The organism is Bacillus cereus group sp. MYBK30-2 (assembly GCF_051915945.1).
In the GTDB taxonomy this organism is placed as follows: domain Bacteria; phylum Bacillota; class Bacilli; order Bacillales; family Bacillaceae_G; genus Bacillus_A; species Bacillus_A paramycoides.
In genome coordinates, this window is the sequence record NZ_JBQAFR010000001.1 from 39,962 (window position 1) to 56,071 (window position 16,110).

Sequence of the window (16,110 nt, forward strand, 5' to 3'; positions counted from 1 at the left end):
AAATTAAAGGAGGAGAACAGAAAATGTTTAAAAATAAACTTTTATATTTATCACCAGTCATTGCACTACTTGTTGTTTTTATTTTTTCATTAACGTTATTTCCAACAGTTCAACCTAAGCCGAAAAACTTGCCAATAGCAATTGTGAATGAGGATCAAGGAGTGGAAATTCCGAATCAAGCGAAAATGAATATGGGGCAAACGATTGTTGATATGATCAAAAAATCATCAAAAACGGATGAAGAACCTGCGGTGAAATGGGTGGAAGTGAAAAATAAGGAATTAGTTCAAAAAGGTTTAAATAATCAAGAGTATTACGCAGCATTAGTCATTCCGAAAGACTTTAGCGCAAAACAAGCATCGTTACGAACACCACAGCCATCTTCGCCAGAGGTAGAAATATATATTAATCAAGGAATGAATATGGCTGCTTCAACTATGGCAGGGCAAATGTTAAATGGCGTAGTTGATAATATGAACAATAATGTTCGTACACAACTATTAGAAGGATTTAAAGCAAAAGGAACTACATTAACAGCAGATCAAGTTTCAAATGTAGTAACACCAATTACGAAGAAAGTGACAAATGTAAATGAAATCGGAAAAAATAGTGCGAACGGTAACTCGCCAATTTCTTTATTCCAACCGTTATGGATTGCAAGTTTAGCGAGCGCAGCAATCATCTTTATTGCCATTAGTAAAATGCCGGTAGGTACAAGAAAAGAAAACTTTGTATTAAAAGTAAAACAAATAGTAACAGGAGCAGTTGCAGCGCTTGTAATTGGATTTGGTCTTACATGGATAGCGGATGGAATGGTAGGATTAAATATCCCGAATTTCTCGGATACGGCTTTATTTTTATCCATTACTTCTTTTAGCTTCTTCTTAATGATTTCTGCGGTACTTTCATTAGTCGGACTAAAGGGAATCGGGTTATTCGCTCTATTACTATTCTTTGGAGCACCGTTATTATCGTTAGCACCTGAAATGTTGTCGTCATTTTATCAAGATTGGGTGCACTCATGGTTGCCAATGCGGTTTATGATCGAAGGACTCAGGGAAATATTCTTCTTTGGAAAAGGGTTAAGCTGGAATACACCTGTTATTGTGCTCGTTTGGATTGGTGTGGTAAGTATGGTTATCATTTTAGCAACTGCTTTCAAACGTAGTGCAATAAAGGAGCATAAAACTGAATTAAACGCTTAAAAGATAAAGAACGTTTCACTAGTAGTGAAGCGTTTTTTGTGTGAAATCATTATAGAATGTTTAATCGATAGGAAACGAAAACAGTGATAATTAGGCTTTTTCAATATTTTTAAAGGGGGATTGGAGTAAAGGATTATAAGAATGGGTCCATTCTGTCCCTGTATATATACATGCTCCTACTATTTCAAATTGCATAAAATGTTATGCGAAATAATGGAGGGGATACAATGTATAATTCGAATTATCATGATTGGTATAGACAGAATGCTAAGCTGATTAGTGATATTGAAAAAGCAATTAATGGAGAGTATAGCGCTATAAATTGTTATGCTAAATTAGCTAACATGGCTCCAAATGAGGCAGAACGAAAACAAATTCTTGAAATTCGTAATGATGAAATAAGGCATTTCCAAAATTTTGTACAAATCTATACAAATTTAACTGGTCAGCAGCCTAAACCACAGATCACGGAAGACTGCCCTAATACGTACTTACAGGGATTAGAGTTCGCTATACAAGATGAGCAAAGAACCGTAGATTTTTACTTGGAAATTTCAGATGAAACGTCCGATGCATCTATGAAAGAGTTATTGCGCAGAATAGCTGCGGATGAACAAAATCATGCGGTGTGGTTTTTATATTTTTTTACGAAATCAAAATAAAAAACAAATCGAAAGGTTCGAGCCGGATTTTTTGATGGGAAATTTTAATATAATTTATATTAAAATGAGGAATTAAAACCGTTTCACTAGTAGTGGAGCGGTTTTTTGTGATGAAATACAAGTTATAAAGTTAAGATATAGTAGTTGATTTTGGTATATAATGTATAAAACAAAAATCAATAAAGGAAGAAGAAAAAATCTGAAAGGGGAACAGAAATATGGAGAGAAATACAGTTCAAGAATATACAATTCGAATTGCTTCTGAAGAGGAAAGTGATCGTATTATTAATTTGTTAAAAGAAGTAGCACAGTGGTTACAAGATAAAGAAGTGGATCAATGGCAGTATCTTTTAGGAGAAGAAGCTACAGCTGAAATACTAGAAGGTATAAGAGAGAAATATACGTATGTTGTTTTAAAAGAAGATGAAATTGTCGGTACGGTTACAGTCTCTCCTAAACAAAATGAATGGGATGAACGTATTTTTGGTAAGGAGGAAGTTTCTAATTCTTTATATATTCATAGATTTGCGGTGAAACGGAAGTATAAGGGGAATGGAATAGGAGAATGGATTTTGCAGTGGGTAGAAGAGAATGTACAAAGTGATAAAGAGTATTTGAAGTTAGACTGTGTTGGGCATAATCGTACATTGAATGATTTTTACAAGCGCTATGATTTTGAATATATCGGTAGTACGGATGGACTTAGTAAGTTTCAAAAGAGAAGGGGAAAGTGAATGAATCTAATTAACACAGAGTTAGTTAAAAGGTTAGTACAAGAACAGTTTCCTGAATGGGCACATTTAGAAATTAAGCCAGTGAAATTTAGCGGGCATGATAATAGAACGTTTCATTTAGGGAAACAGATGAGTGTAAGATTACCAAGTGATGCGGCATATGTACCGCAAGTAGAGAAAGAAAACAAGTGGCTTCCTATATTAAGTAAGGAAATCACTTTACCAATTTCTTCCCCAATTGCGAAAGGAAATCCGTCTGCAGAGTATCCGTGGCCCTGGTCTATTAATAAGTGGATAGAGGGAGAGACAGTTACGAAAGAAAATGTCCATAATTTAAATGAATTCGCAACGGACTTAGGGTCATTTCTAGTAGAATTGCAATCAATTGATGCGAGTAACGGCCCAAAAGCTGGAGCACATAATTTTTACCGAGGCGGGCTTATATCTGTATACGATGAAGAAGCGAGAGTAGCTATTGAAAATAATAAGGACGTTTTTGATGAAACATTATTAAAGCACCTTTGGGATTTAGCACTTCGGTCAACATGGGAACGCACACCAGTTTGGGTTCATGGAGATATAGCGCCGGGGAACTTACTCATTAAAGATGGAAAGCTTTGTGCTGTAATTGATTTTGGTATTTTAGGAGTAGGAGATCCTGCCTGTGATGCAGCGATGGCATGGACGTTTTTTGATAAAAATAGTAGAAACGTATTTAAAGAAGTATTGTGTATGGATGAAGAAACTTGGAATAGAGCGAGAGGATGGGCGCTTTGGAAGGCGTTAATTACATATGATGCGAATAGGGATAGTAATGAGAAAGTAGCTGAAGAAACGTATCGTGTAATTCAAGTAATTGTTGATGATTATGAGATATAATGTAAAAAGCCTATTTTGAATCATATGATCAAAATAGGCTTTTTACATTATTAATCGATACTTAAAGCTTTTTTACCCATTTGATTATAACTGTGCTCAAATCGGGATTTTACCATTGGTTGGTCTTTTTTACCTTCTAATGGGTCATTATAGTAAATGTTACGATCATCTACACCAGTTATGATAATAGTATGTGCATTTCTGTATCCATTTACGGTCTTTCCTTGAGGTGTTTGCCAAGTATGTTCTAGTTGCGGAGAAGTTATTTTGTTCCCTACCCACGCTACAACTGGTTTACCATTACGTACATAACTTTCTAATACAGAGAAATCCTGTCCTGTTAAATCTGTACCTCTTGCATGTTTATCAAGTAATTGTTTCAATGGTGCTGGATTAATAGAGTAACCATAGCTCTTTCCACTTACGTCACCAACGAATCCGATGTCTGGATCACCCCAAACTGTAACTTTTCCGTTTCCATCAGTCTTGCGTCGCGTTGTATCAAATGGCATTTGATTAGCAAATTCTACTTTATTTAATGAACGTCCTGTGTAGTATTCTAAAAGCATTTGTAGTGAAACAACTGTACTTCCTTTTTGTAGTTCCGGTAATTGATTAATGGCAGGAACATCTAAGAGAAGTTTTGGACGTAAGAGATAAGACATATTTACCCATTTTGGTCCTTTGTCTGTACGAATTTGTACCCATCCGTCATCTCTCTTAGCTAATTCTTCTATGCCACCTTGTGGAGCATACTTTCCAGATACTTTAGAAGAAAAATTAGGGCTATCATAAGCGAAAAATTCTTTTGGAATGTACGTTAATTCTTTTCCTTCACCCTCTTTTAAGTATGGATTCATCCATTGAAGACCTTCGCTAGTGCGAATTTTTAACCAAATGCTATTTTCTTCAACGACTGTTACAGTTTGAGGGGGATATTTACCAACCACATATCCTGTTCTTGACGGTCTATCAAAGGTAACAAAATTTATATCAATATAAACTTGTTTTTCTTGTAATGGTGTCCACTTTAAACCATGATCTGTAGCAATTTTAATCCATCCATTTTCAGATTCATCGAATACAGTAACGGTTTGTGGTGCATATTCAGCAATTATACCTGAATGAAGAGAGGATTCAGGGTATATAAAATAGCTTTGTTTCATAGTAACTTGCTTTAATTTAATTTCTTTATCTTTTGATTGATCTGTGCGAGCAACTAAACTTGCAGCTTCTGCACGGGTAATAGTGTTATCTGGATACCAATGACTACCACCATAACCAGCTGAAATACGAAGAGCAACAAGAAGATTGGCCGACTTCTCACTCCAATGTCCTTTTAAATCTTGAAATACAGTAGGTAATAGATCAGTAGATTTTTTGTCCAAGTTATATGAATGAACAAGCATAGAAGCCATAGCAGCTCTTGTTAGTTTTCCAGAAGGATTGAAATTCCCATTACCTACTCCTTTAATAATCCCAGCTTTTTCAACTGCAGCAATATAAGGAGTAGCCCAATGGTCTTGCGAGTCCTTAAATGATGGTTTAGCTGAAGTGTCTATTTGTAAGTTTAATATTTTTGCCATAATAATTGCGGCAGAAGCTCTATCAATTTCAAGGTTAGGTCCAAATGTACCGTCTGGCAGACCGGATAAAACTTTTTTCTTTACTAAATAATCAACGGACGGCTTTGCCCATCCAAGCACATCGGGAAACTGATAATAGCTATCGTCTTCATTAATCTCCAACTGCGTATCACTTTGTTGTGTTACAGTTTCACTCACAGCTAAAGAACTAGATGGAGCGATGAGAGCACCAAATAGCAGTGCACTTGCCATAGTTAATTTTAATGTTTTCAATTTTACATTCTCCTTCTATTTTATATAGGTTAATTTAATGAGTAAATTGAAAAAAGGAAATGGAATGGTTACAAATGATGCGTTATAAATATGTATATGTAACATTTCTGAAGAACATTATATGATAATTTTTGGTGACTGACAATGAAAAAGTAAGATTATTACTCGTTTAATTTTCATTTAACAAAGAAGGAATTTGATGTTATTATACATAATATTTAGATAATAGGAGGTGTCGAATTTTGAGTGAAATTGAATTAAAAAGTAATGTAATTAAGACAGGGCGAGAAAGGGGGATTATTCTTCGGTTTATACTCGTTAGTCTAGTTGGTGTGTTTATGTTTTTCGTACCTGTTACGATTAACGGTGCTTCGTCTATTATGATTGATCATATCGTATCATGGATTAGAGCTACTGTTCCTTCTGTAGTACCTTATTATGCACTGCTTGTTATGGTAATTGGTGCGATTTGTCCATTTTATACGAAGAAATGGAGTGAATCTATTGTAGACATTTGTTTTTCTATTTTAAAAGTAGTCGGCGTTGTTTTTGGTGTATTATATTGTTTGAAAGTAGGACCAGCTTGGTTCTTTGCGCCAGATGTTGGGCCATTTTTGTATGAGAAGTTAGTGATATCGGTAAGTTTACTCGTTCCAATTGGCTCGGCGTTTTTAGCGCTATTAGTCGGATATGGATTGCTTGAATTTATCGGTACATTTTGCCGTCCGATTATGAGACCGTTATGGAATACACCAGGACGATCAGCAATTGATGCGGTTGCTTCCTTCGTTGGCCTTATTAATTACCAATCGCGTGTATAAAGAAGGGAAGTATACGACAAAAGAAGCAGCGATCATCGCCACAGGTTTTTCTACAGTGTCCGCCACATTTATGATCATCATCGCAAAAACATTAGACATTATGCATTTATGGAATATGTACTTTTGGACTACGCTTGTTGTAACATTCATCGTGACTGCTATCACTGTAAGAATCCCGCCACTTAGCAAAAAGCCAGATACATATATTACGAAAGAAGGGTTCCCAGAGCCCGTTTATAAAGAGAAAATGTTAGAGAGAGCTTGGGAGGATGCATTAGAAGTATCAAAATCTGCACCGAGTATTATGAAAAATATCGCAGTGAACTTAAAAGATGGATTTATTATGACGATGGGAATTTTACCATCGATTATGTCAGTAGGGTTAATTGGTATCGTCTTAGCAAAGTTTACGCCAATATTTGATTGGGTTAGTTATATTTTTTATCCATTTACTTGGTTACTACAGCTTCCAGAAGCGGAACTAGCTGCTAAAGCAGCATCAGTTGGTATTGCCGAAATGTTTTTACCATCATTGTTAGTTGTAAGTGCACCGCTCGTGACAAAGTTTGTAATTGCGGTTGTTTCAGTATCATCTATTTTATTTTTCTCCGCATCAATTCCTTGTATTTTATCGACAGATATCCCGTTAAAAGTATCTGAACTTATTGTTTTATATGTACAAAGAACGATTTTAACGTTGCTTATTATTACGCCGATTGCGTATATGTTGCTTTAATCGGTACGATATTAACGAGTATTGATGAACCTTCACACCCTATATAGGAAGATTATATTCGACAAGGAATTCGTATGTTTGGTCCTAAGGAAGAGATGCTGAGTAAAATTGTATTAAGCTAAATGAAATTAAAATAAAAGAGGGAACTCACTTTATATAAAAGTGGGTTTAAAAATAACATTTAATTATATCTATAATTAAATGTTATTTTGTATGATATAGTTACAAGAGAGGAGGGGTATAAATGGAAATTATTCATGAAAGAGCAAAGTTACGGTTAATGGATAGCAATGATGTCGAAAAAATGTTTTCAATCGTGGAAGGAAATCGAGATATTTGGGCGTATTTAATCTCTAAAATGAATACTGTTCAAGATATGCAGCAATATGTTCAAAAGGCGATAAAAGCTTATGGGGCAGGTAAGGATTTACCATTTGTAGTTGTTGATCAAAAGACAAATGAAATTGTAGGAAGTACACGCTTATATAACATTTCAGTTAAAAATAAGACAGTTGAGTTAGGACAAACGTGGTATGACCCGAGTGTGCAACGTACGAGTATAAATACAGAGTGTAAGTATATGTTACTTGAGTACGCTTTTGAAAAGTTACATATGCTGAGGGTTCAAATTAAGACTGATGTAAGAAATGAGAAAGCACAAAGAGCAATTGAAAGGCTAGGTGCAGTAAAAGAAGGCGTACTTAGAAATGAAAGAAGATTGCCAAACGGACATGTGAGAGATGCTGTTGTGTATAGTGTTATTGCAAGTGAATGGCCAGTTGTGAAAGAACGGTTATTAGAAAAGTTAGAGTCGTATAAAGAAAAATTATAATTCATAATAGGAAAGGTGTATGGATCGTGTAGATGAAAAATATGCCTTTTTTCTTACAAAACTGTTACTTCTTTTAGTTACTTTTGTTTCATCATTCCATTATGAGAAAAAATTCGTTACAATGTAGTTGTATGGTAATAAACTTATAAATTACATAAATGTAATGAAAACCGCAAACGAAAAATGAATTGATAATCCTCAATTTTAAATGAAAACCCTTTAATACATATATAACAAGAAAAGTTCCTTCTTTTAAACAAATTCAAACAAAATGATTTGATATATACGTTTTTATATAGAAGTATGGATGATGTACGGAGGCAGTTATTAATGAAAGAAAATAAGAAGAGTAAGAAAAGTAAGAAAAGAAGAATCTTGCAAGTGTTCTTGCTTATGATTTGTTCTATTATTTTATATGTAAGTTATGCAGCTTACGATATTTGGAGTTATCGCTTTAAAACAGAAGATGATGTGAAGACGGATGCTGGAATCGTACTAGGAGCAGCTTCATGGAACGGAAAACCATCTCCTGTATTTAAAGAAAGAATCAATCATGCGATTTCTTTATATAAGAACGGAAATATTAAAAAGATTATTTTTACAGGTGGTACAAAGTTTGAAGCAGAGCTTGAGGAAGCGCGTACTGCTAGAGTGTATGCATTGAAACAAGGTGTAAAAGAGGAGGATATTTTAATTGAAACAAAATCCCTTTTCACTGAAGAGAATTTAAAGAATGCGAAGGAAGTTGGCATAGAGAACGGAATACGCACATATACGATCGTGAGTGATCCACTTCATATGAAACGCGCAATGAGAATCGCAAAACATATTAATATTGAAGCATATGCATCACCGACTCCAACGTCAGCATATAAAACGTTAGATACAGAAATCCCATTCTTTTTTAAAGAATTATTCTCGTATATTGGATATGTAACCTCTTTGCCATTAAAGGCATTGAAAGGGGATTAATATAAGAAAAGAATCTATCTTTATATAGGAACTTTTCTTATTGTTCAAAAACATTGTATTTTTATCGGAATAGTGAAACAATAGAGAGGTAGCTTCATATAATCATAATGACAAAATGAACGGTTTATGAATCGAACATAAAGGAGATTATAGTATGGCACTCTCATTTGTTGAAACAGAAGAACAATCTTTAATTATTGAACAAATAAATAAATTGATTCCGAAGTTCATGGAAAGGGAGCATCAACTAAGTGAATTAGGGTCATTTCCGTATGAAAATATTAATAATTTGAAAGATATCGGATATACAAAATTAACGTTGCCAAAAGAATTGGGAGGCAATGCGATTTCCTTGTACGATTTTGTTTTATTTCAAGAGAAAATAGCAGAAGGCTGTGGTGCTACCGCATTGTCAATTGGATGGCATCTCGGTATTGTAAAGGAATTAGCGGAAAACCGTTCTTGGAACGAGGAGATGTTCATTTGGTTTTGTAATGAAGTGCGTAATGGTGCACTTTTTAATAGAGCTTCAACAGAACCGAAGACAGGTAGTCCTACGCGCGGCGGGAAACCAGAAACAGTAGCAACTCAAAAAGGTGATAAGTGGATTATAAATGGAAGAAAAACTTTTACGACGATGGCACCAGTGCTAGATTATTTTATTATTTCAGCAAGTATTGAAGGCCGGGAAGAAATCGGGGAGTTTGTCATTCCAAGAAATACGCTTGGCGTATCAATTGAAGAAACTTGGGATAGCGTTTCAATGCGAGGAACTGCTAGCCATGATCTTGTATTACAAAATGTAGAGATACCGGATCGTTTTTTCACTGATATAAAGGGTTCAAAGGTTAAAACGAAGGGAATTGGTTGGTTACTTCATATACCAGCATGTTATTTAGGAATCGCACAATCGGCAAGAAATTATGCAGTTCAGTTTGCGGAATCATACAAGCCAAATAGTTTAAATCATGCTATTAGTTTATTACCGAATGTTAGAAGATTAGTTGGAGAATTAGAACTTGAGCTTATGCAAGCTCGTGTCTTTTTATATCAAATTGCGAAAAAATACGATGAGGCAGAAGATAAACTTTCATTGCAAGCAGAACTAGCGGCAGTGAAATATGTTGTAACGAATGCGGCTATATCTATTGTGGATAAAGCGATGCGTATCGTCGGGGCGAAAAGTTTATCAGAAAAAAATCCGCTTCATCGTTATTATTTAAACGTCAGAGCCGGTTTGCATAATCCGCCGATGGATGATGCAACACTTTCCATACTGGCGGATGCGGCATTTCGGTCGTAGTTATAAAACATAGGGGCTGTCCACATCGCTATCAAGCTAACGAAATAAAATACCCAAAAACGAGAAAATTAACATCTCTGGGTGAAAATGTACAATTTTCTCGTTTTGGGTGCCTTATAAAATTTTGAAGTTGATGAATGTGGTGGTTTCCCTTTACTAATAAAATTTATTGTTTTTCTGTTCCTTGTTCTACTAACGTACTTGTGAATCTAATAAATAAGTTTTCGAATATCTGCAAATTCTTTATAAAATCACCATTAAATGTAGTGCTTATCTATTTGTTTGTAGTTAATGGTATCTGAATGTTTTGATTTAACGGCTTAATATACCTTTTAGCATTTTAAAATTTTGTTGATAGATTTCTGGAGAATCCCAGTTCTTGTATTTGATAGGAACCATAGTATCTTCGATATTAATGTTTTTTCGTGTGAGCACAGTTAAATCAATTATATAATCTATTAATTTCGAAATATGTACTTTTGTTCCAATTGAACCGTGTCCTGGAACCGCAATCTCTATATCCATATCCGAAATTTTTTCCAAAATATGAATCCAATTCTCTGGATTCGACTCTTCAAAAAATGTCGGATGACAATCAACAAATAATAAATCCCCCATAAATATGACTTTCTCTTCTGGAATATAAAGAATGGCATCACAGAATGAATGCCCATCACCTAATGTGAAAAGCTTTGCACTACGATTAATTCCATGAAAAGTTACTTCATCAAAAAATGTTTGTTGCGGTAACATTAATTTCAAAGTTGGTAATGAAACTTCTAATTCGCTTAAAAAGTTTATTTGATGTTCTAATTTGGCATTATCGGTTTGATTTACTTGTTCTTTTAAAGATTGAATATAATTTCTTAGACCTTGTATATCATTTTTCTGCTTATCGATTCTCGATGGATGAATGTCCTTCATTTTGTCGTATGTGATTTGACTTGAAATAATAGTACTATCCTTAAACACCTGATTTCCTCGAATATGATCTCCGTGCCAATGACTATTTATAACCCATGTAACTGGTCGATTTGTTATTTTTTCGGCAATATACTTTAAATCTTCGGCAGCTTGTTGTGTGTTGAATGCATCAAAAACTATTGTTTTATCCCCTAAATCAATAAAACCTGCATTTGCTACGGCGCCACCGCCTTCTTTCGCTATTGCAGCGTATATCCCGTCACTAACTTTTTCAAGACTAAAATGTTTGCTTGAAAAATCCGTATCCATTTTCCTCTCTCCTTGAGTTCCGATTTTACCTAATTTTTCGATATTAAAGGACAGATTCCTCTAAAAACTCAATATATATAATATGTGTTATCAACTCAAAAAATCTTTCTTTTCATTCTTCTTTTTATAGTTTTATAGGAGAAAGCTAGGTTTCTTATTTCTACTGCTGTATAATGAGAAAAAAGCACGAAAAGAGGTTATCTCATGCTAGAGGTTATTGCAACTTGTTTAGAAGATGTGAAGCGAATTGAAAAAGCTGGTGGAAATCGAATTGAACTCATTTCATCGTATACAGAAGGCGGTTTAACACCGAGTTATGCCTTTATAAAAAAAGCAGTAGAAGCAGTACAAATACCGGTTCATGTCATGATTCGTCCGCATGCGAAGTCTTTTATATATACGGAAGAAGAAATTGAAATGATGAAAGAAGATATTGAAGTTGCTCAAAATCTTGGGGCTGCTGGTGTTGTATTAGGTGTATTAAATGAACAAAATGAAGTTGATGCAGAGAAATTAGCAGATTTATTATCTGTTGTAGATGGAATAAATGTAACGTATCACCGTGCGATAGATGATACAGAAAATCCGGCAGAAGCGATGAAAGCTTTGAAGAAATTCAATAAAGTAACTCACGTGTTAACTTCAGGCGGACAAGGAAATGTAGTAGATAATATTCCGGTGCTTAGAGAGATGCAAAAGGAAAGTGAAGGGAATATACAGCTTGTTGTTGGAAGCGGAGTAACGAAAGAGAATGTAAAACAATTGCTAGATGAAACTGGAATCGCGCAGGCACATGTAGGTACAGCTGTGAGAGAAGGTAAATCATGTTTTTCTGAAATTGATCCAGGGTTAGTACAAGAGTTAGCAGTTTTAATAAAATAGTTGTCATGTTAGAGAAGAGGGGAAAAGATGGAGAAAAATACGAAAAAAGAAGTAATCTCATGGATTAAAACGATAGGGATTACACTTGGGATTGCTTTTATCGTTCGAGGGATATTATTTACGCCTTCACTAGTACAAGGTGAGTCGATGATGCCAACTTTAGAAAATAATGAGCGAGTTCTCGTTAATAAGATTGGTTATAGTATTAATGGATTAGATCGCTTTGACGTTATTATCTTCCACGGAAAAGAAGGGTATGATTTAGTAAAACGAGTAATTGGTTTACCAGGTGATACAGTTGAGTATAAAAATGATGTTTTATATGTAAACGGAAAAGCGATGGAAGAACCGTATTTAAAAGAATATAAAGAAAAAGCAGCTGGTCGTGTATTAACTCCTGATTTTACGTTAGAACAAATTACAGGGAAAACGAAAGTGCCAGAAGGCCAAGTGTTTGTTTTAGGAGATAATCGTGAAGTTTCTAAAGACGGTCGTATGTTTGGGTTTATTTCAGAAGATGAAATTGTCGGAAAAGGACAAGCTGTTTTCTGGCCATTGAAACAAGTAAGAGCGTTATAAAGTGTAGAGAAAGTATGGGAGAGGTATTCTTCCATACTTTTTTATTTGTTCAAAAATATATTGATAGAATTTAAAGAATATTTTATAATTTTTAATTATATATTTGTTTCGAAAAACGGAATTCAAGTTCCGAAATTCGGAACATAAAGGAGATAGGATGAGTATAAATAAAACGGCAGTTAAGACAATGGATATTTTGGAGTTGTTTTATGAGCATGAGAAGCTAAGTTTAACAGAGATGGTTCAGCTTACGAATATGCCGAAAACATCTGTTTATCGTTTAATTGGTTCGTTAGAAGAGATGGGGTTTTTACAAAAAACAGAAAAGAGTAAGTATCGTCTCGGAGTCGTTTTTTTACGATTTGGTCAACTTGTTTCACAAAGGTTATCGGTAAGAAATATTGCGATTCCATATATGAAAGAACTTAGAGATAGTTTAGGACAGGCAGTTAATTTAATTATCCAAGATGGTAATGATGCAATTTATGTTGAAAAGATGGAAGGAGTTCAGCCGGTACGTGTTTATACGGCGGTTGGAAGAAGAGCTCCACTGTATGCCGGCGCATGTCCGAGAATTTTACTATCGTATTTTTCTGAGGAAGAGAAAAGAAAATATGTAGAGGCAATAAATTTAAAGCAATTTGCAGATGGAACGATTGTTAATAAAGAGCATTTGCTAGAAGTATTACATATGGCGAAAACGGAAGGGTATACAATTAGTTATTCTGAATTAGAAAATCATACAGCGGCCATAGCAGCGCCAATTTTCGCTAATGATGGAACTGTTGTAGCGGGTATTAGTATTTCAGGATTAGCAATTGAATATAGCGAAAGTAACATTCCGTATTTTATTGCGAAAGTGAAAGAAACAGCGCACCGCATTTCGAAAGAACTCGGTTTTTGGGAGTAGAAAGAGGGAATGGGATGAAATTTTCTACGTTAGGAGATCAAGCAATTATTGTTACATTTGGTGAAGAAATCGGGATGGACATATATGAAAAAGTACAGCGATTATTTCAAGCACTGCAGCAACATCCATTTTCAGGGATGATAGAATGTGTTCCGTCATTTACTTCATTAGCGGTGTACTACAATTTGTTCGAAGTATGGAAGAAAAATGATAGAAATATAAGACCATATGATTACGTATGCCAGTACATAAATGGGCTATATGATACTTATAAGGAAGAGATGAAAAGGGATGTGAAACATATTTCCATACCAGTTTGCTACGGGGGAGAATATGGGCCAGATTTAGAAGAGGTCGCGTATTATCATGGGTTACAAGTAGAGGATGTTATTCGAATACATAGTGAAACGACGTATTTTGTGTATATGTTAGGTTTTACACCTGGTTTCCCTTATTTAGGAGGATTACAGAAAGAATTAGAAACACCTAGAAAAGAAACACCACGGTTACAAATCGCACCTGGTTCAGTAGGTATTGGCGGAAATCAAACAGGTATTTATCCGCTTGAAACGCCGGGCGGATGGAATATTATTGGCCGAACACCAATCCTTTTATTTAATCCGAAAGACGAAACACCTACCTATATTCAAAGTGGTATGTATTTACGTTTTATCCCGATAACAAAGGAAGAGTACGTATCGTTAGAGGGGGCTAAAGAATGGATGTAGAGGTTTTGCATGCTGGGATGTTTACAACAGTCCAAGATTTAGGACGTTATCATTATCAACAATATGGTGTACCTGTTGGAGGCGCTATGGATAAGAGCGCACTCAGGATGATTAATATGTTAGTTGGCAATGAAGAGAATGAAGCTGGACTCGAAATTACGATAATGGGGCCTAAATTGTTAATAAAGAAAACGACTTTATTAGCGATTGGCGGGGCAAATATGGAACCGTTATTAAATGGAGAACGTATTCCGTTATGGCGTCCCGTGTTAGCTGAAGAAGGAAGCATGCTTTGTTTCGGAAAAGCGAAAAGCGGGTGTAGGGCGTATGTGACCTTTGCGGGCGGTATCGATATTGATCGTACGATGGGAAGCAAAAGTACTTACATACGTGCTGCTATTGGCGGTATGGAAGGGAGAATGCTGAAAAAAGGAGACTATTTTCAAATTGGTACACGAGCAGAAGTAGCGAGTCGTTTCATACAAAACTTACAAGAAGAAAAGCGTATAAAAACGAAGTGGGCAATTTGTAACAAGGCGTTACCAAAATATAAGAAGCATCCTACTCTTCGCGTTATAACAGACTTTGAATATGATCAATTTACAGAAGAAAGTACAAAGTCGTTTTTTACGAAAGAGTATAAAGTGTCCAATTATGCTGATCGTATGGGGTATAGGATTGACGGAGAAGTTTTAAATAGAGTTGAAGAAGTAGAAATTTTATCGAGTCCAGTTACATTCGGAACAATTCAAGTACCGAATGGTGGACAGCCTATTATATTAATGGCAGATAGACAAACGACAGGTGGCTATCCGAGAATTGGAAATGTCATTTCAGTAGATTTACCTCTTCTAGCGCAGTTGAAACCAGGAGACTATGTAACTTTTGAAAAAATCTCTATGGAAGAAGCTGAACAATTATATATAAAGCAGGAAGAAAATATGAGTCTAGTAAAGAAATTCATCGCTTTACGAAGCTGAGATTAGGAGGAAAACATCGTGACTACAATTGATTTAAACTGTGATTTAGGAGAAAGTTTTGGAGCTTATAAAATGGGGAATGATGATGAAATTCTTCCGTTCGTTTCCTCAATAAATATTGCTTGTGGCTTTCATGCTGGTGATCCGACCGTTATGCGGCAAACAGTTGAAAAAGCATTACAACATAATGTAGCAATCGGGGCGCATCCCGGATTTCCTGATTTAATTGGATTTGGGAGAAGGAACATGCAAGTTTCACCAAGTGAAGTATACGATTATGTTTTATATCAAATTGGCGCATTGGACGGGTTTGTTAAAGCTGCTGGAGGAAATATGCATCATGTAAAGCCACACGGTGCCCTATATAATATGGCGGCAACTGATTCGGAAATTGCGGATGCAATCGCAAAGGCAATTTCTCATATAAACCCTGAACTATTACTTTACGGATTAGCGAATAGCGATGCATTTACGCGAGCGGCGGAAAAGTATAACGTAACTTTCGTACAAGAAGCTTTTGCTGATCGTACGTATAAGCAGGATGGAACTTTAACAAGCCGTACAGAAGAGAATGCTCTTATAAAAAATGAAGACGAAGCAATAAGCCAAGTACTTCAAATGGTGAAAGAAGGGTATGTAGAAGCAGTTACTGGAGGGAAAGTAGCACTTCAGGCGCAAACGATATGTTTACACGGAGATGGAGAGAAAGCAGTACAATTTGTGGGAAGAATATACAGAACATTCGAACTTAACGGTATTTCTATAAGTGCACCAAAATAAAAAATGAGGGGAAGT

General features: G+C 35.4%; 15 protein-coding genes and 1 pseudogene. 14 read left to right on the forward strand and 2 right to left on the reverse strand.

The features are described from left to right. Positions 1-23 precede the first annotated feature (23 nt). The 4 genes from ACTFQM_RS00205 to ACTFQM_RS00220 all read left to right on the forward strand — a co-directional run bounded on the left by ACTFQM_RS00205 (position 24) and on the right by ACTFQM_RS00220 (position 3,480). On the forward strand, positions 24-1,205 hold the full coding sequence (locus tag ACTFQM_RS00205; protein ID WP_440033022.1) for a YhgE/Pip domain-containing protein: 1,182 nt from the start codon (positions 24-26) through the stop codon (positions 1,203-1,205). 227 nt (positions 1,206-1,432) lie between these two features. After that, positions 1,433-1,867, forward strand: a complete 435-nt coding sequence (locus ACTFQM_RS00210) for a ferritin-like domain-containing protein (RefSeq protein WP_440033023.1) — start codon at positions 1,433-1,435, stop codon at positions 1,865-1,867. 218 nt (positions 1,868-2,085) lie between these two features. Then, positions 2,086-2,601 carry a GNAT family N-acetyltransferase gene (locus ACTFQM_RS00215; RefSeq protein WP_440033024.1) on the forward strand — a complete coding sequence of 172 codons (516 nt, stop codon included), beginning with the start codon at positions 2,086-2,088 and terminating at the stop codon, positions 2,599-2,601. Continuing rightward, the gene (locus ACTFQM_RS00220; protein WP_440033025.1) at positions 2,602-3,480 is read left to right on the forward strand and encodes an aminoglycoside phosphotransferase family protein; all 879 of its coding nucleotides are present in this window, start codon (positions 2,602-2,604) and stop codon (positions 3,478-3,480) included. Between the two features lie 50 nt (positions 3,481-3,530). Here the strand turns inward: ACTFQM_RS00220 and ACTFQM_RS00225 are convergent, their stop codons facing one another. Next, entirely contained in the window at positions 3,531-5,339 is a 1,809-nt protein-coding gene (locus ACTFQM_RS00225) for an S-layer homology domain-containing protein (RefSeq protein WP_440033026.1), read from the reverse strand. 242 nt (positions 5,340-5,581) lie between these two features. On the opposite strand from ACTFQM_RS00225, the pseudogene ACTFQM_RS00230 reads away from it, so the two are divergent. The 4 genes and pseudogenes from ACTFQM_RS00230 to ACTFQM_RS00245 all read left to right on the forward strand — a co-directional run bounded on the left by ACTFQM_RS00230 (position 5,582) and on the right by ACTFQM_RS00245 (position 10,003). Continuing rightward, positions 5,582-6,896: pseudogene (locus ACTFQM_RS00230) on the forward strand (YjiH family protein). A 244-nt stretch (positions 6,897-7,140) separates the two neighbouring features. Next, positions 7,141-7,728: a GNAT family N-acetyltransferase gene (locus ACTFQM_RS00235; protein WP_440033027.1), complete on the forward strand. Its 588-nt coding sequence runs from the start codon at positions 7,141-7,143 to the stop codon at positions 7,726-7,728. 303 nt (positions 7,729-8,031) lie between these two features. Then, the gene (locus tag ACTFQM_RS00240) at positions 8,032-8,700 is read left to right on the forward strand and encodes a YdcF family protein (protein WP_440033028.1); all 669 of its coding nucleotides are present in this window, start codon (positions 8,032-8,034) and stop codon (positions 8,698-8,700) included. A gap of 154 nt (positions 8,701-8,854) precedes the next feature. After that, positions 8,855-10,003, forward strand: a complete 1,149-nt coding sequence (locus ACTFQM_RS00245) for an acyl-CoA dehydrogenase family protein (protein ID WP_440033029.1) — start codon at positions 8,855-8,857, stop codon at positions 10,001-10,003. 312 nt (positions 10,004-10,315) lie between these two features. On the opposite strand, the gene ACTFQM_RS00250 is transcribed toward ACTFQM_RS00245, so the two are convergent. Next, entirely contained in the window at positions 10,316-11,236 is a 921-nt protein-coding gene (locus ACTFQM_RS00250; protein WP_440033030.1) for an MBL fold metallo-hydrolase, read from the reverse strand. Positions 11,237-11,440: 204 nt separating this feature from the next. Between ACTFQM_RS00250 and ACTFQM_RS00255 the strand changes: the two genes are divergently transcribed. The 6 genes from ACTFQM_RS00255 to pxpA all read left to right on the forward strand — a co-directional run bounded on the left by ACTFQM_RS00255 (position 11,441) and on the right by pxpA (position 16,095). Then, positions 11,441-12,118, forward strand: a complete 678-nt coding sequence (locus tag ACTFQM_RS00255; protein ID WP_440033031.1) for a copper homeostasis protein CutC — start codon at positions 11,441-11,443, stop codon at positions 12,116-12,118. Positions 12,119-12,145: 27 nt separating this feature from the next. Beyond that, positions 12,146-12,697 (forward strand): signal peptidase I, encoded by a 552-nt coding sequence (lepB, locus tag ACTFQM_RS00260; RefSeq protein ID WP_002172560.1) that lies wholly within the window; start codon positions 12,146-12,148, stop codon positions 12,695-12,697. A 157-nt stretch (positions 12,698-12,854) separates the two neighbouring features. After that, positions 12,855-13,607: an IclR family transcriptional regulator gene (locus tag ACTFQM_RS00265; protein WP_440033032.1), complete on the forward strand. Its 753-nt coding sequence runs from the start codon at positions 12,855-12,857 to the stop codon at positions 13,605-13,607. Positions 13,608-13,621: 14 nt separating this feature from the next. Then, positions 13,622-14,335: a 5-oxoprolinase subunit PxpB gene (gene pxpB / locus ACTFQM_RS00270; protein ID WP_440033033.1), complete on the forward strand. Its 714-nt coding sequence runs from the start codon at positions 13,622-13,624 to the stop codon at positions 14,333-14,335. Continuing rightward, positions 14,326-15,315 carry a biotin-dependent carboxyltransferase family protein gene (locus tag ACTFQM_RS00275; protein ID WP_440033034.1) on the forward strand — a complete coding sequence of 330 codons (990 nt, stop codon included), beginning with the start codon at positions 14,326-14,328 and terminating at the stop codon, positions 15,313-15,315. Before pxpB ends, ACTFQM_RS00275 begins: the two co-directional genes overlap by 10 nt. Positions 15,316-15,333: 18 nt before the next feature. Beyond that, positions 15,334-16,095, forward strand: coding sequence for a 5-oxoprolinase subunit PxpA (gene pxpA, locus ACTFQM_RS00280; protein ID WP_440033035.1), 762 nt, complete (start codon positions 15,334-15,336; stop codon positions 16,093-16,095). The last annotated feature ends 15 nt before the right edge of the window (positions 16,096-16,110 follow it).

What these genes read in the sequence shown, in the direction of transcription:
- ACTFQM_RS00250 (WP_440033030.1), bottom strand. Translation starts at nt 11,236, where the DNA reads ATGGATACGGATTTTTCAAGCAAACATTTTAGTCTTGAAAAAGTTAGT.
- ACTFQM_RS00255 (WP_440033031.1), top strand. Translation starts at nt 11,441, where the DNA reads ATGCTAGAGGTTATTGCAACTTGTTTAGAAGATGTGAAGCGAATTGAA.
- ACTFQM_RS00205 (WP_440033022.1), top strand. Translation starts at nt 24, where the DNA reads ATGTTTAAAAATAAACTTTTATATTTATCACCAGTCATTGCACTACTT.
- ACTFQM_RS00235 (WP_440033027.1), top strand. Translation starts at nt 7,141, where the DNA reads ATGGAAATTATTCATGAAAGAGCAAAGTTACGGTTAATGGATAGCAAT.
- lepB (WP_002172560.1), top strand. Translation starts at nt 12,146, where the DNA reads ATGGAGAAAAATACGAAAAAAGAAGTAATCTCATGGATTAAAACGATA.
- ACTFQM_RS00275 (WP_440033034.1), top strand. Translation starts at nt 14,326, where the DNA reads ATGGATGTAGAGGTTTTGCATGCTGGGATGTTTACAACAGTCCAAGAT.
- ACTFQM_RS00240 (WP_440033028.1), top strand. Translation starts at nt 8,032, where the DNA reads ATGGATGATGTACGGAGGCAGTTATTAATGAAAGAAAATAAGAAGAGT.
- ACTFQM_RS00245 (WP_440033029.1), top strand. Translation starts at nt 8,855, where the DNA reads ATGGCACTCTCATTTGTTGAAACAGAAGAACAATCTTTAATTATTGAA.
- ACTFQM_RS00220 (WP_440033025.1), top strand. Translation starts at nt 2,602, where the DNA reads ATGAATCTAATTAACACAGAGTTAGTTAAAAGGTTAGTACAAGAACAG.
- pxpB (WP_440033033.1), top strand. Translation starts at nt 13,622, where the DNA reads ATGAAATTTTCTACGTTAGGAGATCAAGCAATTATTGTTACATTTGGT.
- ACTFQM_RS00210 (WP_440033023.1), top strand. Translation starts at nt 1,433, where the DNA reads ATGTATAATTCGAATTATCATGATTGGTATAGACAGAATGCTAAGCTG.
- ACTFQM_RS00215 (WP_440033024.1), top strand. Translation starts at nt 2,086, where the DNA reads ATGGAGAGAAATACAGTTCAAGAATATACAATTCGAATTGCTTCTGAA.
- ACTFQM_RS00265 (WP_440033032.1), top strand. Translation starts at nt 12,855, where the DNA reads ATGAGTATAAATAAAACGGCAGTTAAGACAATGGATATTTTGGAGTTG.